Consider the following 22118-nt stretch of genomic DNA (forward strand, 5'->3'; position numbering starts at 1 on the left):
GTGTCGGACTTTTCGGTGAGTGTGCGTCGATTCAGTCGTGGACGATTCAGTCGCGATCGAACCAGGTGAGCTGCATGCCGCTGTCGAATTCTCGGCGTCGAACCACACGGAACCGAGTCGGCCTGAAGTTCCCGGCCAGCGCCGAGATGCCGCCACCCGCGATCACCGGGTAACTCTTGAACATCAGTCGGTCGATTTCGTCGACGAGCTGACCCGCGAGGTTTCCACCTCCGCAAAGCCAGATGTCGAGCCCCTCCTGCCTCTTGAGTGTGCGGACCAATTCGACCGGATCGGTGTCGACGACCTCCACTTGTGGGTTGTCGACCGGTTCGAGTGTGCGCGAGAAGACGTACTGCTTCATGTGGGCGTACGGGCTGGTCATGCCGCCGGCCTGGTAGGTGCTGCGGCCCATCAGCACGGTGTCCCACGCCTGGTTGGGGGTGTCGGCCGGCATATCGATCTGGGCGCGCAACTCGGTCGGGATCGATTCCGGATAGCGCTCACGGATCCACGACATGTCGTCGCTCATCGGGTAGAAGTCGAATTCTCCTTCGGGCCCTGCGATGTAGCCATCGAGAGAGACTGCCGCGTAGTAGACAAGCTTTCGCATAGTTACCGAACCTTTCGTAGTACTATGTATGAAGTGGTTTGAACGTAGTACTACGGATGGAGTGGTGTCAAGTGGTTCGTACGAATCCTGAGCGGCGACAGGCCCTGCTGGATGCATCGATCGAGGTCCTGGCCCGAGAAGGGGCGCGAGGATTGACGTTTCGGGCGGTGGACAAGGAGGCTGCGGTACCTGCTGGTACCGCCTCGAACTATTTCTCCAACCGCGACGACCTGCTCGTTCAAGTGGGGCACCGCTACTACGAGCGACTCGTACCCAGTGACGAGAGAATGGAGCAGTCGCACCAGCTGCAGACGCGCGAGTCCATGACCGAATTGATGACCGAGGTGGTCGAACGGGTTTCCGGCTTCCGCACGGGCTATCTCGCGATCCTCGAACTCCGGCTCGAGGCGACCCGGCGACCCGAGTTGCAGGCCCTGCTCACCGACCGGGTGCGCGCTGATCTGGACTTCAATATCAGCAACTATCGAGAGTCCGGATTGCCCGGCGGTGAAGATGCCGTCGTGCTCCTGTATCTCACATTGAACTGGCTCATCCTCGACCGTCTCACGCTCCCGGGGATCTTCGACGAGAAGCGCGCCGCCGATCTGGTGCGGACGGCCGTCGACCGCGCGATCCCGGGCAAGGACTGACTATCCGCCGGGATGTGAGCGCCGATCGTCGGGTGGCGAGCGTTTGCAGCGTCCGAGGCGCAGGGGTACGCCACGAATAACGATGTGATAACGGTGTGAACTTGGAGAGTGGGTGTCCTCTTTTTGGGTCTACGCTCGCCGCATGATCAGTGGCGTGGATCACAATGATGGAGTCGGTGGCGATGGATACGACGTCGTCGTGCGCGGCGGACTCTGGTTCGACGGAACAGGCGCACCCGGTGTCGTGAGGAATCTCGGTATCCGCGACGGAGTCGTCGCGACCGCAAGCGCCGACGAACTACCCATCGATCCCGGCACCGATGTGATCGACGCGCACGGCCGGTGGGTCATGCCCGGCTTCGTCGACACCCACACCCACTACGACGCGGAAGTGCTTGTCGGACCGGGGTTGCCCGAGTCGGTGCGACACGGGGTCACCACCGTGCTCATGGGCAACTGCTCGCTCTCGACCGTCTATGTCAATGCGCTCGACGGTGCAGATCTGTTCAGTCGGGTCGAGGCGCTGCCCCGCGACCACGTGCTGCGCGCGCTGGATTCCGCGAAGAGGTGGGCCTCGCCGCGTGAGTACGTCGATGCTCTCAACGAATTGCCCCTGGGGCCCAATGTGACTGCATTCATCGGTCATTCGGATGTGCGTGCCTCGGTCATGGGGCTCGGACGATCCACCGAACGTGTCGGCAGGCCGACCCGATCCGAGCTCGTCGCGATCGACGATAAGGTGAACGAGGCGCTCGACGCCGGATTCCTCGGAGTCTCCACGATGACGAACCCGTGGGACAAGATGGACGGCGACCGCTACCGCTCTCGCACGCTCCCGTCGACGCACGCCTCGTGGTCGGAATTCCGTCGGCTGCATCGTATTCTGCGGCGACGCGGCCGCGTGCTCCAGGCGGTGCCGAATCTCAACACCAAGTACGATGTCGCCTTCTTCGCGCTGGCGAGCACCGGCCTCGGCCGACGCCCGATGAAGGCGTCGGTACTGGCTGCCGCCGACACCAAGGCCGAGCGGTGGGTCAACCGGATCTTCGGCCCGATCGCCTACGCCGCCAACCGCATCGGCAAGGGTATGTTCCGCTGGCAGCATCTACCCACCACCTTCGAAGTGCATTCCGACGGCATCGATCTCGTGGTGTTCGAGGAGTTCGGATCGGGCCGTGCCGCGCTCCATCTGAAGGAAGAGTTGGGGCGCAACGACCTACTGGCGGACGAATCCTACCGCCGGTGGTTCCGCCAGGACTTCGAGAAGAAGTTCTCTCCCCGAGTGTGGCACCGCGACTTCGACGATACCCGCATCACCGAATGCCCCGACCGCTCGCTTGTGAGCCGATCCATCGGCGACGTCGCCCGCGACAGGAACCTCCACCCCGTCGATACTTTCCTCGACCTGGTCGTCGAACATGGACGGCAGTTCCGGTGGCACACCGTGATCGCGAACGATCGGGAGAAGGTTGCGAACCGTTTGATCCGTACCCCGGGTGTCACGGTCGGATTCTCGGACGCAGGTGCGCACCTGCGCAATATGGCCTTCTACAACTTCGGGATCTGCCTGCTGCGGCGAATCCACGACAACGAGAAGCGGGGCACCCCTGTGATGCCGCTCGGGGAAGTGATCCACAAGCTCACCGGTGAACTCGGCGACTTCTACGGGATCGACGCGGGACATCTACGAGTCGGCGACCGCGCCGACTTCGTGGTGATCGACCCGGCGGGTCTGAACGATGATGTGGACGCGTACCACGAAGCGACGATGGACGAGTTCGGTGGACTCAGCCGGATGGTCAACCGCAACGACGACGCCGTCACCGCGACCGCGGTGGCCGGGAAAGTGGTGTTCCGCGAGGGTAGGTTCGTGCCCGGCTACGGGACCAGTGTCGGGACCGGGCGGTTCCTGCGCGCGGGTGTCGAGGAGCGTGGCTTGGCGCCGGCCCGAGCAACTCCGGTGGCCCACCCGTCGTGACGACCCCGGCCCGTGCCCGCCGCACTCAGCAGCAGCGGCGGGAGGAAACGATCGGACGGATTCTCGACGCGACCATCACGTCCCTCACCGAACTCGGCTATGCCGCGACCACGATCGGTGAGATCTGTTCGCGGTCCGGGGTCTCGTCGGGCGGAGTGTTCCGGCATTTTCCCACCCGTCTGGACGTGATGGTCGCGGCTGCCGACGAGGTCAGGAACCGGCAGCTCTCGAACTTCCGGGCGGGGCTCGAATTGCTCGGAGGTCTCGGCGCCGACCCGGCCGGAATCGAGACCGTGCGCGCGTGTCTGACGTTGCTCCGCAAGGCCACGAGGGCGCCTGTCAACGCGGCCTGGTACGAACTGCTCGGTGCTGCCCGCACAGACGTACACCTGCGTGAACACCTCGCGCCGATGGCTGCTCGCTACCACGCCGCGATCGCCGAGTTCGCGCGTGCGCTGCCCATCGCCGAGCGTTTCGAGGCCGCCGAGTTCGACATGATTCTGTTCTCCCTCGTCCACCTGTTCGACGGTGAAGCACTCGTCGCAACCGTGCATCCGCAGCCCGAACAGGAAGAGCCGCGGATCGAATTCCTGGCCCAATTGTTGGTGAGCGTCACACTTCGCATAAGTTCGGGTAATGAGCAATGAGAACGGTCCTGCTCCGCAGTGGTTCGTGGATGCCCTCGCTGCGCCCGTCGAGACCGGAACCTATACGGTGTCGGGTGCGACGATCTCCTACCGTGCGTGGGGGAAAACGGGCTCACCCGGTGTAGTTCTCGTCCACGGCGGTATGGCGCATTCACGCTGGTGGGACCACATCGGACCACAGCTGGCGGTCGGTCGTCGCGTCGTCGCACTCGATATGAGCGGACACGGCGACAGTGACCGTCGCGAGTGCTACAGCCTCGAGCATTGGGCCGACGAGGTCCTCGGTGCGGCCGAGCACGGCGGGATTTCCGGTCCTCCCGTTCTGGTCGGCCACAGCATGGGCGGAATCGTCTCGTTCGTGACGTCCGCACTGCACGGTGACAGGCTCGCCGGTGTCGTCATTCTCGACTCCCCGATTCGCGATATGACCCCCGAGGAACTCGAGATGCGTGCGAAGACCGTCGCGAATGCCGGGCCGCCGAAGGTGTACCCGTCGGTCGATGCCGCGGTTGCGCGGTTCCGGCTCGTACCGCCGCAGGACGAGGCGGCGCCGTTCGTGTTCGACCACATCGCCCGCACCTCGTTGAAGAAGGTCGACGGGGGCTGGTCGTGGAAGTTCGACAATCTGCGCATGGGTCGTGAGGCTCGCCGCAGCCTCGAGGAGCTGCACCAGGCCTGCCCTCTCACGTACTACCGATGTGAGAACGGGATCATCCGGGAACCGTTGCTGTCGCAGATTCGGGAGCAGCTCGGGCCTGACGCGACGATGGTGGAATTACCCGTTGCCGGGCACCACCCGATGTTCGATCAGCCGCTGGCCCTGGTCACTGCGGTCCGGACCGTGCTCGCCGGGTGGGGTCGCTGAGCCGGTGAATCCTCTCCGACCGGTGGCGATCCGCCTCGGCTCGAGGCCGTGGCTTCCACGCTACGCGTGTGTCATCGTCGGGGTGGACCGCGCCATCCAGAAGCTGACGAGGGGCCGGCTCACGCTACTGACGGCATCCGGGCTACCTGAACTGATGCTCACGGTCGTCGGACGGAAGACCGGGCTGCCGCGTACAACGCCGTTGCTCTGTGTGCCGCACGACGGGGGCTGGCTGGTCGCGGGATCCAATTGGGGCAACCCCGACCCGCCCGCGTGGGTGCACAACCTGCGTGCGGCCGACGGTGCCTCCGTGCGGTTCCGAGGCACCGACACGGCCGTGTCGGTGCGGATCGCCGAAGGCGCCGAACGAGAGGCACTGTGGCGTGTACTCGTAGCGACGTGGCCGAACTACGATCTGTACGCCGAACGGATCGAACGCGAGATACCCGTGTTCGTCCTGATACCGAAGTAAGTGGACACACGGGGGGTTGTGACGGACACCGGTGTGGCCGAACGCGACGCAGAGCGAAGATCGGCGACCGGCACGGCACAGAGATCGACGAGCGTCACGTGTTGATCGTTGCGATCTTGGCAGTGGTTGTGGGTGCGCTCGTTGTCCTGATCGTGGCCGGTGCGCCGCGAGAACTGGTCGGATTCACATCGGCGAGTCTCGTCACCCTGGTGGCCGCGGGCGTCATCACGAGTATCGGGCGTTGGAAGGTCAGTGTCCACACCACTGATCGGCCGGTCGCGGGTTCATCTCGGTGATCACACACGTGGCCAGCTCATCGTCGGCGCCGTCGCGGGAGCTGTGGTCGACGGAGCGGCCTACGCGTCGATCGCCTGGCGTGGCGCGTGGCCGTCACACAGCTCGGCCGTCAAACAGGCTGGTGTGCGTCGGCGTCTTCCATACGAATCGGCGTGCGGCGCTCGCGGAGCAGGTGACGCGCCGCCCAGTCGAGCCAGAATCCGAGGAAGCCGATCACGACGATCACGGCCATCACCTGATCGTAGGCGAGTTGGTCGCGTGCGTTGAGGATCTGGTAGCCGAGTCCCGAGCGCACGCCCAGCATCTCGGCGGGGACCAGCACGACCCATGCGATCCCGAGCCCGACACGCAGACCGGTCTGTACCTGGGAGCGGATCGAGGGAAGTACCACCGTCGTGAGCAACTCGAAACGTGTCGCGCCGAAGGACCGGGCCACCATGAGGTGCCCGGGGTCGATGGCGTGCACACCGGCAGCGGTGTTGATGACGATCGGCCATATCGCCGCTGCCGCGATCAGGAAGAACACCGGCTGGTGACCGATTCCGAAAAGCGCCACCGCGATCGGAGCCCACGACAGCGGCGAGATCATCCGCAGGAACTGCATGACCGGCATGGTCGCCTGCTCGACGACCGGGTTGAGTCCGATCAGCAGCCCCAGTGGAATGCCGAGTGTTGCGGCGATCAGCAATCCGACGAGGAGCCGCCACAGGCTCGCGAGCATGTCGGGTAGCAGCACTCCACGGGCGAACAGATCCACGATGGCCGGGCCCACATACTGCGGCGCGAATTCGCGCACGAGCGAATCGGGTCCGGCGACGACGGTGGTGACCAGCCACCACAGCGCCACGGCGATGACGATCGCGATGGTCTGCGGCAGGAGCGGAAGACTCCGGGCGGACCGGGTCGGGGTGCTCACGTGGGGTCGACCTCCTCGATGCGGGTGAGATCGGCGGGTAGCCCGAAGGCATCGGTGCCGGGAATTCGGGTCAGTGACGTGCGGACGAAACGGTCGTCGACGAGATCGTGGTGTACCGTCGCCGGGTCGATCCGCGACAGGAAGCCGGTGTTGCCGTCGACGACCGTGCCGTGCATTGCCTCGACCAGTGCGGTGGTGAAGCTGGGGAACGGAAATGGCTGGTACCCGATCTGCTGCGGTGCCCACTGAGGATGCCCGGTGCCGACGTCGCGCCCCGGATAGGTCAGGGCCGTCGTGATCGCGGGAAGCGGTTGCGGCAGATAGTGATCGGATAGCATCGCTGCGGCGGCCGGGCGATCCGCCCCGATCTGCAGCTGGGCGGACACCACCGAATCGGTGAGAGACTGCACTGCCTCGGGATTCTCTTCGATGATGTCCTCGTGGACGAGCAACGCGCAGCACGCGTGATCGCGCCACAGGTCGCCGAGGAAGCGGTGGATCCGGCCCACGCCGCGGAGCTCGGCGGCGGCGTTGAACGGGTCCGCGACGGTGAACCCCGCGATCGAGCCGTTGGCCAAGGCGGGAATCATGTCGGAGGGGCCCATGACGACGAGCCCGACGGTGCGCGCGGATCTCGACGGCGCCTGCCGCACCACGGGGGTCAGGCCGTGTTCGCGCAGCAACTGTTGAACCACGATGTTGTGGATCGACCACCAGAACGGGATCGCGATGGTCTCACCCGCGAGCTGTCCGAGATCGGTGATGTGCGGGGCGACGGTGAGCGCGGAACCGTTGGTGTGGTTCCAGCCGAGAATGCGGGCGGAACTTCCCAGGCCGTAGCGTAATTGGACGGCGAGGGGCATCAGCAGGTGCACGACGTCGACCTGCCTGCTGACGAATGCCTCCGCGAGCGACGCCCAGCTGCGGAACAGTACAGGTTGCGCGTTGTCGACGATGCCGCTCGGATACAGTCCCGCGCCGTGTGCGACGAGCAGCGGCGCTGCATCGGTGATCGGCAGGTAGCCGATGCGGAGTTGTCCCGTGGTGTTGGTGCGGTCTGTTGCGGCGGTACGCACCAGGTCGGCTGCGCCGAGAACGCCGCCGGCAGCGGCGAGTCCGAGCGCACCCTGCATCAGGGTCCGCCGCGTCAGTTTCCCATTCACGATGGAGTCAGCGACGAATCGCGGTAGTGCTCGAGGATCTCCGTGCGCAGTGGCGCCCGTTCGTCCTGGTTGACGTCGGCGATGCGCCACTGCTGCCGCACCGTGCCACCTCGGCCGAACAGTGCGATGCGGTCGGCGAGGCGAAGCGCTTCGTCGAGGTCGTGGGTGACCAGTACCGTCGTGAAAGCGAGGTCCCGGGCGAGGTCGCCGAGCCACGACTGTAGGTCGGAGCGTGTCGCGGGGTCGAGTGCACTGAACGGTTCGTCGAGCAGCAGCAGGCGGGGACGCACCGCGACCGCGCGGATCACGGCGACACGCTGTGCCTGCCCGCCCGACAGCTGATCGGGGTAATAGCCGGCGAGGCCGGACAACCCGAACCGGGCAAGCAGTTCATCGGCGTACGCGATGTCGAATCGTTCTCGATGATTCTTGAAACGCCCGCCGAAGGCGATGTTTTCGCGAACGGTGAGCCACGGCATGAGATAGGGCTGCTGGAACACGACACCTGTGTGCGGGCGGGTGTCACCGTCGGTGCTCGGCCAGTCGATCTCTCCGCGATCGAGATGACCGAGACCCGCGATGATCCGCAGGAGCGTCGACTTCCCGCTACCACTGCTGCCGAGCAGGACGAGGAATTCACCGGTGGGGACGTCGAGGTCGAGTCCCTGGAGGACGGGTTCGCGTCGACCCGCGAAACTCTTGTAGGCGCCCGCTATTCGAACTTCGAGAGTTCCCACCGCAACTGTCCTTCCGACGGAGATTGGATGGGGAGGAACGCGGCCTCGCGGAAGCGCCTGTTCGTTGCGCTCGAGGAGGCGTATCCGGCACCGCCGCGCAGCGTCGCTTCGAGACGCGTCGCGGCAACTGCGACGACCGAGCCGTCGAGACGCAGGCGGATCAGATCGGCCGCGGGCACCGAGGACGGTGCGGTGGAGAATCGGTACAAGCGCTCCCGTAGCGATTCGTGTTGCTGTGCGAGAAGCTGGTATTCGCCGCTGAATTGCTCGCCGAGACCGTGCAGGCGCGACGACGCCTCTGCGAGCGATGCTCGGGCGATGCCCGCGCAGAACGACGTCTGCAGAAGCAGGAAAGTGGGGCGGATGACGCCACAGAATTCGGTGAGGTCTTCGGAGATGATGTCCGAAGCAGGAATTCGAACGTCTTCGAATGCGAGCGACGTCGAGGAGGTGGCGCCCAGCGCGAGCAGTTCGGGTGACGAGTTGATGAGGATGCCCGGTGAATCGGCATGCACCACGGCGATGACGTGACCGCCGTCAGTGGTGCGTGCAGGGAACACGATGAGTGATTCCGGAAAGACGTTGGAAGCCCAGTGGATCGGTCCGGAAACGGTGAGTCCGTCGTCGGTGCGTTCTGCGACGAGCGGGAGTTCGCCGAGTCCTGCGAGGTACTTGAGTGCGGCCGCCATGGCGGTGACACCTACACGCCGGCCCGATGCGAGCTCGTCGCAGTACCGCGTGCGGAGGTGTTCCGGTGCGCGGTCCAGGTATTCGAGTGTCATGCGCTGAGCCCACAGCGAGAACCCGACGGTGAGGGATTCTGCGGCGATCCCGTCGATGACCGCGACCATGTGGTCGAGACACTTTCCGCCGAGCCCGTTCTCGAGCAGGCCGAGCTCGCCGATACGTGCGAGGTCGGTGCGGATGTCGGTCTCGCCGCGATCGAGAGCTGCGGCACGGTCGCGTACGAATTCGGCGATCGTGTCGAGCTGCTCGTTCGGGTTCTGAATGGCCGCGGTCATCGGATGCCTATCCTTCGAGAGAGTGGATGCGGTCGATCGGGGTGCTGACGGCCTCGCGAGCGCGGACGATGGCGTCCTCGTCGGGGGCGTTGTAGAAGCACAGGCACTTGTCCATGTCCTCGCGGACGTAGGTGCGCAGGAAGCTCACCTCGGGGACGTTCGCGTACTTCGGCGAGTTGGCCTTCTTGCGGGCGAGGTAGGTCTCCATGTCGATGGTGTCGGGGATGTCCCACTCCACGAGGTAGCCGGCCTCGGGGCGCGCTGCCTTGATCTGGTCGAGATCGGCACCGACGAGTCGAACTTCGTTGGGGCCCACGATTTCTGCGACGTCGAGGGTGGTTGCTTCGAGCTGTGCTGCGCGGCATGCGTTGAACTCGGCGACAACGAAGATGCGCGTGCCGCCGGAGGTCACCTGCGATTCGATCAGTTCGCCACCGCCGGCAGCGACCGCGGTGTCGAATGCCTTGATGGCGGCTTCGGCCTGACCTTCGGAGGGTACGAGTTCATAGAGATACAGCGACATGGAGTCACCTTCCGGGTAGAGCGGTGTGGGCACGCTGACGGCAGGGGTGAACGCAGGCGTACGTCAGGAAGTGACGGGCCGGGTGGGGCGGGGGCCGGTCAGCGCATGAAATGACGACAACACGCAGCACCGGTCACCCGCACGAGATCCACGTGCAGGCGACGGGTCAGAAGACAGCGTGTCACGGGAGACACGATACATCTGAATAGAACGATCTGTCTATCGCGACGATCCGATAGGCTTTTCTGCGTGCGCACCCCAGTCGAAACCCCCGCCAAGCGGCCGCCCGCGGAACGACTCCTCGACACCGCCAGCGCACTGTTCGCCGAGTTCGGCATTCGCGCGGTGGGTGTCGATCGGATCCTCGCCGAGGCGGGGGTGGCGCGCGCGAGCCTGTACTCGTCCTACGGCTCGAAGGACGGCCTCGTCCACGCCTACCTCGACCGTCTCGACCATCGCGATCGCGTCCGATGGAACGACGCGGTCGCGGGCATCGACGACCCCGTGCGCCGAATCCTGACATTCTTCGACCTTGCACTGGCCTCGGCGCCGGGCAAGAACTTCCGGGGATGCCAATACGCGAATGCGGCCACGGAATTCCCGGAAGAGCGGATCGAGCCGGTCCTGGCGCATCGAGAGTGGCTACTCGACACTCTTGTGGGATTGCTCGACCGAGCAGGTGCAGCAGATCCGGGTCTCATTGCCGAACGCGTGCGGTTGATCTACGACGGGGCGCTCGCAGGGTCCAAGTTCGAACACTCGATCGAGCCGATCCGCCGCGGCCGCGACCTCGCTGCCGAACTCATCGAGGCAGTTCGAGGTGCAACACGGGCGCACGCCGACGTGTGAGTGCACGGAAACCGGTGCCGGCGAACGCGATGGTAACGAGCACTCCGATCGCACCGGCGGCGCCGGTCGAACCCTCTTGACCTCCGACCGCGTAGTCGGCCAGGACGCTGCCTGCGAGCCTATGCTCCTGAACGTGGCGAGCCATGCAGTCCCCGGTTCGTGAAGCCGGTGACGCATGTGGGGCGTCGGTCTGTGTGGTCTCGCATCCGCGCAGCGTTGCGGCTTCGAGCGCGTCGGGTGTGTCCGCAGCGGAGCCGGACAGGGTGAGGGTGGACAGGATGCCGGCGACGCCGAATGCGGCGAAGCCGAGTGCGGCCATGAGACGGGTGTGTGTCGCGCCCGCCGCCGCAACCACGACAACCCCGGTGACGAGACCTTCGAGCAGCACGATCGGCGCGTGGGCGCCGTAGAGGTAGGCGAGTGTCGACAGCGGCATGTGCGCAGCGCCCGACATCGCGTAGACGACCACGAATCCGGTGACCGCGGCGAACACCGACGCGCAGCCCGCGCCGAATGCGATGGTGAAGGTGCGTGCAGTAGGTGACATCGTGCCGTGAAGGGCGGTGTCGCGGCGGGCGAGGAACGTGCGAAAAGCGACGGCGGTGCCGTATCCGCCGGCGACCCCCGCGAGAGCCATGACGGTGGTGTTCGCCCCGAGCGCGGTGAGGCCTCCGTCGGCGAACGCGAATGCCTGGACGGCGAGCACGAACGTCAGGCACAGCGCGGCGGTGAAGGGACCGAGGAGCAGTGCCGCCACGGCGCCACCGAGGACGTGGCCGCTCACTCCGGGCAGGACCGGGAGGTCGATCATCTGCATCGCGAATACGAGTGCGGTCACGAGTGCCGCGGTCGCGGCGGACCTTTCGGTCAGCTCGGTCCGTGCGCGCCATGCGGCGAGCGCGACACCGATCACGGCGACGACGTAGAACAACACCGATGCACGCGGGGTGATCAGTCCGTCGCTCATGTGCATGGCCAGGGTGTCCACGGCCATGTTCTCGACGGACAGGCTCTCCACGATCACGATGCCCCCTCTCACGTTCGTGGGCGCAAGGCTAGCGCCGGTACGCGATATCCGAGCGACTTTCGTCAGGTCGGTTTCGTGTCGACCGTATACACAAACAGGAACATGTTCTATATTTCGTTCATGTACGAGTGGTCCGACACAGACCTCATGTTCCGCGACGCGCTGCGCGGATTCATCGAGAAGGAAATCCGCCCCCACGTAGACAAGCTCGAGTCCGGTGAGCTTCCGCCGTTCGACATCATCCGCAAGATGTTTGCCGCATTCGGTATCGACGAGATGGCCCGCGAGTCCCTCGAGCGGGCCCTCGACAAAGAGGAGCAAGGGGAAGGTGCGTCCGGTGGTTCCGGCGGCATGGGTGGGTCGCCGGGCATGGCAGCGCTGCTCAATATCGAGATCGCCGGGGTGAGCCTGGGGCTCGTCGCATCGATGGGGGTGAGCCTCGGGCTCACCGCCGGCACGATCCGCGGTCGCGGCACCCTCGCTCAGAAGAAGCGCTGGCTGCCCGAGTTGGTGACCTTCGAGAAGGTCGGCGCCTGGGCCATCACCGAACCCGATTCGGGATCCGACGCATTCGGCGGCATGAAGACCACCGTGCGCCGCGATGGTGACGACTACATCCTCAACGGTCAGAAGACCTTCATCACCAACGGCCCGTACGCCGACGTCATCATCGTCTACGCCAAGCTCGACGACGGCGACGCCACGGTCGACCGACGCGACCGTAAGGTTCTCGCGTTCGTGCTGGACAAGGGGATGGAGGGGCTCACACAGAGTCCGCCCTTCAAGAAGATGGGCATGAACTCCTCGCCCACCGGTGAGCTGTTCTTCGACAATGTGCGCATCACCCGCGATCGTCTGCTCGGGGAAACCGAGGACGGCGGGAAGAGTGACGGCAAGAGCAGCGCGAAAGAATCCTTCGCGGCAGAGCGGATCGGTATCGCCTATCTGTCGCTCGGCATCATCGAGCAGTGCCTCACCTTGTGCACCGAGTATGCGAAGTCGCGCAAGTTGTGGGGCACCGCGATCTCGCAATTCCAGCTCATCCAGCTCAAGCTCGCCGAGATGGAGATCGCCCGGGTCAATGTGCGGAACATGGTGTTCAGCGCGATCGAACGTGCACAGGCGGGGAAGCCGGTGAGCCTGTCGGAGGCCTCGGCGATGAAGCTGTACTCGTCGCGCGCCGCCACCGAGGTCGCGATGGAGGCGGTGCAGCTCTTCGGCGGTAACGGCTACATGGCCGAATATCGTGTCGAGCAGCTCGCGCGCGACGCGAAGTCACTGATGATCTACGCGGGGAGCAACGAGATCCAGGTGACTCACATCGCGAAGGGGCTCCTGGCAAATTGACCGATATGACTGTTTCGGGGTGAATTTCCGTAGATGCGGGTGCGGTTGGTAATACAAAAACCGCGCCGATGGATACCGGGTAGTGGTAATCGCCCGGTGTCTTCGCATATCTTGGCACGTGGGTCTACGGACCGAGAGTAGTTTACCTGCGACAGGTGATAACTATTAACTGATGTGCACAAGTATCGGGGAGGATCACGATGCACGGGGGAGAGAATGGGCCGCGAGACCGGCCGATAATCCGGTTCGACGACCGGCCGACCACGCCGATCAGTATCGACGGCCGGTCGGCACGCGCCGAACGCACGCGCCAAGCGGTCATCGACGCGCATATCGCGTTGATCCGTGATGGCGAACTCAAGCCGACCGGCGCGCAGATCGCCGAGCGGGCACGAGTCTCACTGAGGTCACTGTGGGGCCACTTCGGCGACCTGGAGACGCTCTTCTCGGCAACGGGGGCCGAGTTGATGCGTCGTCAGGACGACGCGCACGAACCGGTGGACCCGAGTCTGCCGCTCACGGAACGCATCGACCGGTATTGCCGTCAGCGTGCCGAGGCACTCGAGTACATCGCGCCTTTCTCGCGATCGGCAGAGGTTCGGGCGCCGTTCTCGGAGGAACTGCAACGCAACCGTCACCGCTATCTCGAGCGAGCGGAGATCGAAGTCCGGATACTGTTCGCTCGGGAGTTCACCCGGGTCGACGACACGGCGCGCGTTCAGATCGTCCAGGCGATCGCCATCGCGTCGACGTGGCCCGCCTGGGTCTCGCTGCGCGACGTCGTGGGTCTGTCGGTGCCGGACTCGACCGAAGTGATGAAGCGGATGATCAGCGCTCTGGTGGAGTCGGTCATGGCGCCGGCACCGCAACCGTTGGCTGTCTGATCGGAATCCGAGAGTAGTTCACGGTCCGGTGTGCGCCGCGAGGAACGGTCCGATGACCGACAGCACCTCGGGCGCTGCCGCGACCGTGCCTGCGTGATCGACACCGCGAAGGATCGCCAGTCGCGCACCGGGAATCGTGCGCGACAAGGAACGGGTGTCGTCCACGCGCAGGTGATCCTCGGAACCGGCGACCGCCAGCGTCGGCACTGCCACCTCGGCGAGTGCCGCGTCGTCGATCCCCGGTTCGCGATCCGACCGGCGGAAATACGCGACGAGTGCGTCGGCGTCGTTGGCGCGGAATGCGGCGGCAGTGGTGGGGTCCACCGGCACGTCCCGATGGACGCCCCACTCCGCGAGGAACCCGTCCATTCCCTTCTCCGCGAGCACATCCACGCATCCCGGAAAGAACAACGAGTCCATTGCCCCGCGCTGCGGACGGGCGCTGCCGCCGAGCGAGATCAGGCTGCGGAGCCGCTGCGGCGCGGCAACCGCCAGCGCCAGGCCGGCCCGCGCGCCGAACGAATACCCGAGGTAGTGCACCTGCTGAACACCGGCTGCATCGAGAACCGCCATCAGGTCGCCGACGATCGCGTCCATCGCGTAGGCGTCCTCGTCGTGGGGTGTGTCGCTGCGCCCGTGGCCGCGCAGGTCGGGCAGGAGCAGTCGATAGTGCTCTCGCAGTACCGCCGCGTACCCGAGTCCTCGCCACACCGCCGACGACAGTGCGCTGCCGTGCACCAGCATCAACGCGGGTGCGTTCTCGTTGCCCGACCGGGCGGGCTGTGACGAGAACGCGATGCGGGTGCCGTCCGCGGGATTGGTCGTGTAGCTCACCCGTCCAGTCTCGCGCACTCTTCCGGCGCCCCGGCGTCCCCTGGAACAACCGACCGTGTCACTCCGATCTCGTCGAGGAATCGCTCGTCGTGGGATACCACCACGAGCGCGCCCTCGAACGCCTGCAATGCCTGGGTCAGGTGCGCGAGGCTCGGCAGATCCAGGTTGTTGGTCGGTTCGTCCAGGATCAGCAACTGCGGAGCGGGATCTGCTGCGAGGAGAATGGCCAACGCGGCGCGGAGCCGCTCGCCACCCGACAGGACTCCCACGGGCACGTCGGCGTCGGTGCCACGGAACAGGAAGCGCGCCAGACGTGCCCGCACTTCCTGTGGAGGCAGGTGCGGTGCGCGTAGTTCGGCATTGGCCACCACGGATGCGGTGTCGTCGAAGATGTCGAGGCGCTGGGGGAGCAGCGCATACGGCACCAGCGGCCCGGCGTCGACGATCCGCCCCAGCAGTGTGGTCTTGCCGGAGCCGTTGGGTCCGCGCACCGCGATGCGTTCCGGTCCGACGATCTCGAGCGGCCCATCGGCGACCCGTCGCCCCGGGTGCACCGAGGTGTCGGGCAGGTCCACCCGGATCTCACGGTCGTTGCGCACCGCATCCTGTGCCCGATCGAGCTGGGCCCGGGCGGATTCGAGGTTTCCCTCGTGCTCGCGGCGATATTTACCGGCGGACTCCTGTGCTTGTCGTTTGCGCATGTTCATGATGATCTTCGGCTCACGCTTGTTCTCGAACATCTTCTTGCCGTAGCGCGCTCGCCGATCGAGTGCAACGTGTGCGGCGGCGAGCTCGCGGGCCTGCCGACGAACATCACTGCGCGCGTCCCGCACCGCGGCCTGAGCCGCCTCCTGTTCGGCTTCGATGATCTGCTCGTAATCGCTGAAGCCGCCGCCGAACATGCGGAGACTGCCGTCGCGCATTTCGGCGATCGTGTCCATCCGATCGAGCAGGTCACGATCGTGACCTGCGATGATCACGGTCCCCGGAAATCGGTCGAGGGCATCCTGCAGGCGTTCGCGAGCGGCGGTGTCGAGATTGTTGGTCGGCTCGTCGAGCAACAGCACTCCTGGTTCGGCGAGTAGCCGCGCGGTGAGCCCGAGCAGGACGGTCTCTCCGCCGGAGAGAGTTCCCACGGTGCGGTCGAAATCGTTTTCGTCGTGCAGGATTCGATCGAGACCGAGCCGGTGCATGGTGGCGAGCGCGCGCTCCTCGACGTCCCACCGGTCGCCGACGGTGCCGAAGTCGTCGCCGGTACCGTCTCCGGATTCGATTCGCCGCAACGCTGTTCGCACTGCGTCGATCCCGAGGACGGTCGCCACGGACACAGCAGGGTCGAGTGTGATGTCCTGTGGCAGGTACGCGACATGTCCGGACGTGGTCACCGATCCGCGTGCTGGTGTGAGCTGTCCTGAGATAAGTTGTAGCAGTGTGCTTTTACCGCTTCCGTTACGTCCGACAAGCCCGGTGCGGCCGACGGTGAACGTTGCGTCGAGACCGTCGAAGACGCGGGTGCCGTCGGGGTGCTCGTACGTGAGCGCAGACAGCGTGACACTGCTGGATGCAGAAAGGGGTACAGACATGCAGACTCCTGGAGGTGAGAGACGGCCCGCACGCATCGTGCGGTGAGTCGAGAACCTCTACAGGAGCAATGCCTTCTCCGAACGCCGGGAACAGATGCGACTCCTACGATAAAGGCAGTGTCGGCGGTCGCGCAAGCGATTTGATTCCCTGTGGGACGCCACACAGTTCGGTTGTCGCACAGTTCACCGGATCGTGGTGCCGGGCGGCGGCACCGTTCTCGGATCTCCGGCATGATCGTGACCATGCATATCGGTCGACGGATGGTCACGCTCGTAACAGCGGCTTGCCTCACTCTCGGCGTGGTCGGTTGCGCGACGGGGCCGGATCAGCCCGACACGGTCGCTGAGGAGTTTGCTGCCGCGCTGGAGTCCGGTGACGCGGTGTCCGCTGCTGCGCTGACCACGGATCCGGCTGCCGCGGAGGAGATGATCTCGGGTCTGTTCGAGGGGCTGGGCAACGACGATCCCACCGTGACGGTCGCGGGCATCGGTGACGGCGACACCTTCGATCTGGACGTGTCGTGGAGCTTCGGCGAAGAGCAGGACTGGTCGTATCGCACGACCGGCTCCGCGATGGAGGATCCGGCAGAAGAGTCGGATGACGACGACGGATGGAGGGTCCGGTGGGACCCGGCCGTACTGGCTCCGCAGCTGAGCGAGGGCACCTCACTGCGCTACACCCCGACGACCGGCACGCCGCCGACGATCTTCGACAGCGCGGGTCAGCCGCTGATGAGCGAGCAGATCGTGACGCTCGTCAACCTCGATTCGTCTGCCGACCCCGCTGCGGTGGCGCCATTGCTCGCCACGGCTGCGCCGACGATCACCGCGGACTCCCTCGCTGCCGGCCTCGAGGAGGCGGCCGGTGCACCGATGACCGCGGTGGTCCTGCGCGAGGCGGATCTGGCTCCTGTGGAGGATCAGCTCTCCGGGCTGCCCGGCGTGACGCTCGCGCCGCAGCCGCGGTTGCTCACTGCCAACCGCGATCTGTCGTCACCTGTGTGGTCGGGCCTGGATGAGATGTGGCACGAGAATCAGGCCGCGACCGCGGGCTGGGCGGTGCAGTCGGTGGCCGCCGACGGCACTGTTCGATCGATCGCCGGCGTGGACCCCACCGAGGCCCCCGACCTGCACACCACCATCGATCCGGATCTGCAGTCTCGGGCGGAAGCCACGCTCGCGTCGTTCGACCGGCCGGCGGTGATCGTCGGGATCGACGCCGACACCGGCGCGGTGCGCACCGTCGCGCAGAACGCTGCGGCCGATCTGGAGGGCCCGGTCGCGCTCACCGGCCTGTATCCACCGGGTTCGACGTTCAAGGTCGCGACGACGTCGGCGGCCCTGCAGGCAGGGCTCGCCGAGCCCGACACCGTGCTTCCGTGCCCCGGGGTCGCGACGATCGGCGACCGGACCATTCCGAACGACGAGAGCTTCGATCTCGGCGAGGTGCCGCTGCACACAGCGTTCGCGAACTCGTGCAACACCACGATGGCCGGACTCGCCGTGGACATGCCTTCCACGGCGCTGGCCGAGGCTGCGTTGCAGTTCGGACTCGGCGTCGACTACGTCACGCCCGGTCTCGTGACCGTCACCGGAAACGTCCCGCCGATGGAGTCGGGCGCGGCGCGTGTCGAGGGCGCGATCGGGCAGGGACAAGTGACGGCGTCGCCGTTCGGGATGGCGCTCGTCGCCGCGTCGATCGCGGGTGGGAAGACGCCGTTGCCGACGATCGTCGAGGGGCAGCCGGCGACCGCCGATCAGGAGGTCGCACCGGCCCCTGCTGAAACAATTGCCGCACTGCGAACGATGATGCGAGAGACCGTAACCGACGGCACGGCGAGCGAGCTGAGCGACTTTCCCGAACTCATCGGAAAGACCGGAACCGCAGAGTACGGTGACAACAACGGGGCAGCCGACAATGTGGACGGGGCACACGGCTGGTTCATCGGCGCGCAGGATAACCTGGCGTTCGCAGTGTTCGTCGCGGGTGCAGACAGTTCGGCTCCCGCTGTGGGGGCGGCCGGACGGTGGCTGGGGAGGTGACCTTCGCGGATGTAGCGCAATCGTGATCGCATCGTAGACGACTCGTGCTTGTGGCCGATGTTGCTGGAGTGAAGGTTGGGGAGTATGGGATTTCGGGAGTGGCAGCGCCGGCGAGGCGTTCGCACCGTCGTCCTCGGTACTGCCGTGGCCGTGGCCGTGGCACTGGGTCTGAATACCTTCGTGTTCAACGACCCGCGCAGCGATGCGGAAATCCTGGTCGACGATTTCGTCGAGGCGCTCAACGACCGTGAACCCGGCGACGCAGCCGAACTCACCTCGTATCCGAACGCCGCCGAGCCCGTGCTGGCGCAGATGTTCGATGGGCTGTCCGACGGCAGCGTCGACTACGACGTCACCCAGCTCGTCGAGCTCAACGCGGACTCCGGGTACTTCACACTCACCGCAGACTGGAATTTCGGAGAGAACAAGGACTGGCACTACCAGGTCGACGGTTCCGTCCGGAAGCTGGCCGTCGGCTGGCGCGTGTCGTGGAGCCCCGATGTGGTCGTGCCCGACCTCGCGGGCCGGACGGTCCACCATGTGCGTACGGATGCCGCACCGCCCATGATCTTCGATGGCACGGGCAAGCCCCTGATGGAGGAACAGACCATCAATGCGATTGTGCTCAATCCCGCATTCATGCCCGATTCCGTCGCCAGCACGACGCGGCTCGCCGAGATCCTCGCGCCGGTCGCGCCCGTCATCACCTCCGAGCTCATGCAGCAGCGGCTCGCCGCCGATCCCGGAGCTCGTATCACCGCGGTCAAACTCCGCGACCAGGACTACCAGTTCCTCGAAGACGACATCGTTGCGGTGCCGGGCGTCGAGGTCATCAAGACGCCCACGTTGGTCAGCTCCGACCGGCGGGTCTCGACGCCGCTGCTCGATTCGCTCCGCTCGGCGTGGCAGCTCGAACGCGACCGCACCGCCGGATGGGCCGTGACGCTCGAAGACCCCGAACAAGGGCCGATCCAGGTCGCAGGGTTCCAGGGGCCCCCGCCTCCGGATCTGACGGCCACCGTCGATTCGCACGTGCAGCTCGCGGCCAAGGAAGCCGTCGTCACCGTGGGTACTCCTGCGGCGCTCGTCGCCATCCAGCCGTCGACCGGCGGAATCCTCGCTGCAGACGTCAACAACCAGGCCATGGAACTCGGGCCCGTGGCCACTCGGGGCCTGTACTCGGCGGGTTCCGTCTTCGATCCTGTGCGGCTGGCGGCAGGACTCGACCGCGGTGTCGCTCCCGATTCGGTGAACACCGAGGATCTGGCAGAGACCGCAGGCCGCCTCGGGCTCGGCGTGGAGTACTCGGTGCCTGGCTTCGAATTCGAGACCGCACAGATCGGGCACGGCCGGTCCGGGGTGGTGCAGTTCACCGGCGACGGCGACGACGAATTACTCGTGAGTCCGCTCGGCGCTGCGTTACTCGCCGCATCGATCGCGCGCGGCGAGGCTCCCGCGCCCATGCTCGTGCAGGGGCAGCCCGCGTCGGTCACCGATGCACCCGAGCCGTTGCCGTCGCAGGTGACCGACGCTCTGCGCGGACTGATGATCGACAACGTGCAGAACGGTCCCGCGTCCTTCCTGAAGGGGCACCCGGGTCTCGCCGGAATCGCCGCCTCTGCCGGCGACGATCGCTGGTTCTTCGGCTATACCGGAGACGTGGCGTTCGCGGTGTTCGTTGCCGACGCCGACGGCGGCGACCGCGCGGTGAAGATGGCCGACAGATTCCTGACCGAATTGGCGAAGCCGCCCGCGTGATCCTCGCGCGCGCCGGTGCCGACCGACATCTTTGACCTGGGTACCGGTACGTTCGATCATCGTGACGATTGTCGATGTACTGCTGCTCGTCGTCGCAGGGTTCTTCGCCGGCGTCGTCGGGTTCGTCACCGGTCTCGCGTCACTCGTGTCCTACCCGGCGTTGCTTGCGGTGGGGTTGTCGCCCGTAGCCGCGAACGTCACAAACACCGTAGCGATGGTCGGTGTCGGCGTGGGTGCGCTCAGCAATTCCGCTCGTGAAGTGGTCGACACGGGGCCGCGGGTGTGGCGGTGGACGGCATACGCGGCGCTCGGTGGCCTCACCGGCGCTGTCGTGCTCCTCGTCGCGCCACCGGGGTCGTTCGAGGCCACGGTGCCTTTTCTCGTCGCGTTCGCGTCGCTGGCCCTGCTTCTGCAGCCGAAGATTCGTGAACTGGCCGGTGGGCGTGATCTTCCCCGCGTGTTCGCCGCCGCACTGTTCGTCGTCGCGATGTACGGGGGCTATTTCGGAGCGGGTGCGGGAGTCATCTTCCTTGCGCTCACTCTGATCTGTACCTCCGAGTCGATCTGGCGCGCGAGCATCCTCAAGAGCTATCTGCTCGGCGTCGCCAACCTGGTCGCGGCGATCGGTTTCGCGTTCTTCGGACCGGTCCACTGGATCGCTGCGGCGGCCATGGCGGTGGGGGCCTTCGCCGGCGGCTGGTGTGGTCCTCCACTGGTCAAGCGGATCCCTCCGAACCTGCTGCGGGTGGCGGTGGCCATCGCAGGGTTCGGTCTCGCCGCGTGGCTTGCCTTCGGCTGACTCGGTCCTTCAGATGCACCCAGTACGGTCCGCACGTCGCTAGTGCACGCCGTGCATGAGCTTCCGGATGCGCGGAGTGAGCGCGATCAGGATCGTGATCACCCGGTGCTCACGCGACGGCGGGTGACGACCCGGGCGATGACGCGCCACCCGATGAGCACGGCACCGAGGAACAGCGTCGCGACGATGACGAAGGCCGTCGCGGTGCCCTGACCGGTCAGGGTGCGCAGCAGCATTCCGCCGACGAGCGTACTCACCCACAGGACCAGGCCCGTCGGGACGGCTGCGTAGGCGTCGAACTTGTCGCGGTAGAGCCATGCGGTGAGGAACCACCCGATGGTGAGCCCTCCGAGGAACGGCCAAGCCGTTCCGGCCAGGCCCACGAGGTCGAGCCCTTCGTCATGGCTGGATCGTCCGAGTGCGGCGAAGACGATGACCAGGATGACGTCGATGACCAGCGCGGGTGCGTACTTTCTCACGGGTCCAGGGTATCCCCGGTTCTCGTGGGCCAGGCCAGAGGCATCAGGCCTGCTGAATGGCCTCGATCTCGATGTTGAGGGTGATCTTGTCGCCGACGACTGCTCCGCCGCCTTCGAGGGGCATCTCGATGGTGATGCCGAAGTCCTTGCGGTTGATCACGGTGGTGGCTTCGAAACCGGCGACAGCACCCTGGCCCATGCCCGGGTTGACGCCGTTGAACTCGAGCGTCAGCTCGATCGGGCGGGTGACGCCGTGCAGAGTGAAGTCGCCGGCGAGGACGTAATCGCCGCCCTCGGCCCGCACACCGGTGGTGGCGAAGGACGCGACGGGGTAGTTCGCGGCGTCGAAGAAGTCGGCGGACTTGATGTGTGCGTCGCGGTCGGCGTTCTTGGTGTTGATCGAGTCGACCTGGATCTCGGCGGTGGCGGTGGCGGTGCCGTCCTCTGCGACGACGATGCTGCCGGAGAAGTTCTCGAAGGTGCCGCGGACTTTGCTGACCATGAGGTGGCGGACGGAAAAACCGACGCTCGAGTGGACGGGGTCGATGGCCCAGGTGCCTGCGGTGAGGCCGGGGAGGGTGGTGGTGCTGGCGGTCATGTGGTGCTCCTTCGGGTTGTTCCGATTAGCTCGTTGA

The 22118-nt window shown here is 65.8% G+C and carries 23 protein-coding genes; 12 read left to right on the forward strand and 11 right to left on the reverse strand.

Annotated features, from left to right (window positions below; genetic code table 11):
- Positions 1–46: 46 nt before the first annotated feature.
- Positions 47–610 (reverse strand): dihydrofolate reductase family protein, encoded by a 564-nt coding sequence (locus tag EV641_RS20085; protein WP_132474080.1) that lies wholly within the window; start codon positions 608–610, stop codon positions 47–49.
- Positions 611–681: 71 nt separating this feature from the next.
- Between EV641_RS20085 and EV641_RS20090 the strand changes: the two genes are divergently transcribed.
- The 6 genes from EV641_RS20090 (at position 682) to EV641_RS20115 (ending at position 5518) form a co-directional block, all read left to right on the forward strand.
- Entirely contained in the window at positions 682–1260 is a 579-nt protein-coding gene (locus tag EV641_RS20090; protein ID WP_054713215.1) for a TetR/AcrR family transcriptional regulator, read from the forward strand.
- A gap of 154 nt (positions 1261–1414) precedes the next feature.
- Positions 1415–3238, forward strand: a complete 1824-nt coding sequence (locus tag EV641_RS20095) for an amidohydrolase family protein (RefSeq protein WP_241997371.1) — start codon at positions 1415–1417, stop codon at positions 3236–3238.
- Positions 3235–3885, forward strand: a complete 651-nt coding sequence (locus tag EV641_RS20100; RefSeq protein ID WP_054713217.1) for a TetR/AcrR family transcriptional regulator — start codon at positions 3235–3237, stop codon at positions 3883–3885. Before EV641_RS20095 ends, EV641_RS20100 begins: the two co-directional genes overlap by 4 nt.
- On the forward strand, positions 3875–4750 hold the full coding sequence (locus EV641_RS20105) for an alpha/beta hydrolase (protein WP_054713218.1): 876 nt from the start codon (positions 3875–3877) through the stop codon (positions 4748–4750). The genes EV641_RS20100 and EV641_RS20105 overlap by 11 nt, the downstream gene beginning before the upstream one ends.
- Positions 4751–4754: 4 nt before the next feature.
- A complete protein-coding gene (locus tag EV641_RS20110; protein ID WP_132474082.1) occupies positions 4755–5222 on the forward strand; it encodes a nitroreductase family deazaflavin-dependent oxidoreductase in 468 nt (155 codons plus the stop codon).
- A gap of 98 nt (positions 5223–5320) precedes the next feature.
- Entirely contained in the window at positions 5321–5518 is a 198-nt protein-coding gene (locus EV641_RS20115; protein ID WP_054713219.1) for a hypothetical protein, read from the forward strand.
- A gap of 110 nt (positions 5519–5628) precedes the next feature.
- Here the strand turns inward: EV641_RS20115 and EV641_RS20120 are convergent, their stop codons facing one another.
- The 5 genes from EV641_RS20120 to EV641_RS20140 are packed head-to-tail and all read right to left on the reverse strand — an operon-like array spanning position 5629 to position 9880.
- The gene (locus tag EV641_RS20120) at positions 5629–6435 is read right to left on the reverse strand and encodes an ABC transporter permease (RefSeq protein ID WP_054713220.1); all 807 of its coding nucleotides are present in this window, start codon (positions 6433–6435) and stop codon (positions 5629–5631) included.
- Positions 6432–7598, reverse strand: coding sequence for an ABC transporter substrate-binding protein (locus EV641_RS20125; protein WP_199233329.1), 1167 nt, complete (start codon positions 7596–7598; stop codon positions 6432–6434). The genes EV641_RS20120 and EV641_RS20125 overlap by 4 nt, the downstream gene beginning before the upstream one ends.
- Complete coding sequence (locus tag EV641_RS20130; protein WP_241997379.1) at positions 7595–8314, reverse strand: ATP-binding cassette domain-containing protein; 720 nt, start codon at positions 8312–8314, stop codon at positions 7595–7597. The genes EV641_RS20125 and EV641_RS20130 overlap by 4 nt, the downstream gene beginning before the upstream one ends.
- The gene (locus tag EV641_RS20135) at positions 8311–9357 is read right to left on the reverse strand and encodes an acyl-CoA dehydrogenase family protein (RefSeq protein ID WP_054713221.1); all 1047 of its coding nucleotides are present in this window, start codon (positions 9355–9357) and stop codon (positions 8311–8313) included. Before EV641_RS20135 ends, EV641_RS20130 begins: the two co-directional genes overlap by 4 nt.
- Before the next feature lie 7 nt (positions 9358–9364).
- Positions 9365–9880: a DUF4242 domain-containing protein gene (locus tag EV641_RS20140; protein WP_054713224.1), complete on the reverse strand. Its 516-nt coding sequence runs from the start codon at positions 9878–9880 to the stop codon at positions 9365–9367.
- Positions 9881–10129: 249 nt separating this feature from the next.
- Between EV641_RS20140 and EV641_RS20145 the strand changes: the two genes are divergently transcribed.
- Complete coding sequence (locus EV641_RS20145; protein WP_054713222.1) at positions 10130–10729, forward strand: TetR/AcrR family transcriptional regulator; 600 nt, start codon at positions 10130–10132, stop codon at positions 10727–10729.
- Here the strand turns inward: EV641_RS20145 and EV641_RS29895 are convergent.
- Positions 10683–11753: an energy-coupling factor ABC transporter permease gene (locus tag EV641_RS29895; protein WP_132474088.1), complete on the reverse strand. Its 1071-nt coding sequence runs from the start codon at positions 11751–11753 to the stop codon at positions 10683–10685. The two genes, EV641_RS20145 and EV641_RS29895, sit on opposite strands and share 47 nt — an antisense overlap.
- A 123-nt stretch (positions 11754–11876) precedes the next feature.
- On the opposite strand from EV641_RS29895, the gene EV641_RS20155 reads away from it, so the two are divergent.
- Entirely contained in the window at positions 11877–13103 is a 1227-nt protein-coding gene (locus tag EV641_RS20155; RefSeq protein WP_054713225.1) for an acyl-CoA dehydrogenase family protein, read from the forward strand.
- 200 nt (positions 13104–13303) lie between these two features.
- On the forward strand, positions 13304–13987 hold the full coding sequence (locus EV641_RS20160) for a TetR/AcrR family transcriptional regulator (RefSeq protein ID WP_241997372.1): 684 nt from the start codon (positions 13304–13306) through the stop codon (positions 13985–13987).
- Positions 13988–14005: 18 nt separating this feature from the next.
- On the opposite strand, the gene EV641_RS20165 is transcribed toward EV641_RS20160, so the two are convergent.
- Together EV641_RS20165 and EV641_RS20170 are read right to left on the reverse strand one after the other, a co-directional pair.
- Entirely contained in the window at positions 14006–14821 is an 816-nt protein-coding gene (locus EV641_RS20165) for an alpha/beta hydrolase (protein ID WP_132474090.1), read from the reverse strand.
- Positions 14818–16404: an ATP-binding cassette domain-containing protein gene (locus tag EV641_RS20170; protein WP_054720069.1), complete on the reverse strand. Its 1587-nt coding sequence runs from the start codon at positions 16402–16404 to the stop codon at positions 14818–14820. Before EV641_RS20170 ends, EV641_RS20165 begins: the two co-directional genes overlap by 4 nt.
- A 261-nt stretch (positions 16405–16665) precedes the next feature.
- Here EV641_RS20170 and EV641_RS20175 point away from each other — a divergent pair, with 261 nt between their 5' ends.
- From EV641_RS20175 to EV641_RS20185, 3 genes are all read left to right on the forward strand, one after another.
- On the forward strand, positions 16666–18447 hold the full coding sequence (locus EV641_RS20175; protein ID WP_241997380.1) for a penicillin-binding transpeptidase domain-containing protein: 1782 nt from the start codon (positions 16666–16668) through the stop codon (positions 18445–18447).
- Between the two features lie 84 nt (positions 18448–18531).
- Entirely contained in the window at positions 18532–20205 is a 1674-nt protein-coding gene (locus EV641_RS20180; RefSeq protein ID WP_132474094.1) for an NTF2-like N-terminal transpeptidase domain-containing protein, read from the forward strand.
- A gap of 61 nt (positions 20206–20266) precedes the next feature.
- A complete protein-coding gene (locus EV641_RS20185) occupies positions 20267–21004 on the forward strand; it encodes a sulfite exporter TauE/SafE family protein (protein ID WP_054715226.1) in 738 nt (245 codons plus the stop codon).
- Positions 21005–21102: 98 nt separating this feature from the next.
- Here the strand turns inward: EV641_RS20185 and EV641_RS20190 are convergent, their stop codons facing one another.
- Positions 21103–21483 carry a DUF3054 domain-containing protein gene (locus EV641_RS20190; protein WP_054715205.1) on the reverse strand — a complete coding sequence of 127 codons (381 nt, stop codon included), beginning with the start codon at positions 21481–21483 and terminating at the stop codon, positions 21103–21105.
- A gap of 43 nt (positions 21484–21526) precedes the next feature.
- The gene (locus EV641_RS20195) at positions 21527–22081 is read right to left on the reverse strand and encodes a YceI family protein (protein WP_054715207.1); all 555 of its coding nucleotides are present in this window, start codon (positions 22079–22081) and stop codon (positions 21527–21529) included.
- Positions 22082–22118 lie beyond the last annotated feature (37 nt).

Origin of the sequence: Rhodococcus sp. SMB37 (genome assembly GCF_004345605.1) — a bacterium.
Taxonomy (GTDB): Bacteria; Actinomycetota; Actinomycetes; order Mycobacteriales; family Mycobacteriaceae; genus Rhodococcus.

Excerpts from the sequence above, each read along its gene's own strand:
- EV641_RS20085 (WP_132474080.1), bottom strand. The coding sequence starts at position 610 with ATGCGAAAGCTTGTCTACTACGCGGCAGTCTCTCTCGATGGCTACATC.
- EV641_RS20105 (WP_054713218.1), top strand. The coding sequence starts at position 3,875 with ATGAGCAATGAGAACGGTCCTGCTCCGCAGTGGTTCGTGGATGCCCTC.
- EV641_RS20135 (WP_054713221.1), bottom strand. The coding sequence starts at position 9,357 with ATGACCGCGGCCATTCAGAACCCGAACGAGCAGCTCGACACGATCGCC.
- EV641_RS20140 (WP_054713224.1), bottom strand. The coding sequence starts at position 9,880 with ATGTCGCTGTATCTCTATGAACTCGTACCCTCCGAAGGTCAGGCCGAA.
- EV641_RS20155 (WP_054713225.1), top strand. The coding sequence starts at position 11,877 with ATGTACGAGTGGTCCGACACAGACCTCATGTTCCGCGACGCGCTGCGC.
- EV641_RS20160 (WP_241997372.1), top strand. The coding sequence starts at position 13,304 with ATGCACGGGGGAGAGAATGGGCCGCGAGACCGGCCGATAATCCGGTTC.
- EV641_RS20170 (WP_054720069.1), bottom strand. The coding sequence starts at position 16,404 with ATGTCTGTACCCCTTTCTGCATCCAGCAGTGTCACGCTGTCTGCGCTC.
- EV641_RS20175 (WP_241997380.1), top strand. The coding sequence starts at position 16,666 with ATGGTCACGCTCGTAACAGCGGCTTGCCTCACTCTCGGCGTGGTCGGT.
- EV641_RS20180 (WP_132474094.1), top strand. The coding sequence starts at position 18,532 with ATGGGATTTCGGGAGTGGCAGCGCCGGCGAGGCGTTCGCACCGTCGTC.
- EV641_RS20195 (WP_054715207.1), bottom strand. The coding sequence starts at position 22,081 with ATGACCGCCAGCACCACCACCCTCCCCGGCCTCACCGCAGGCACCTGG.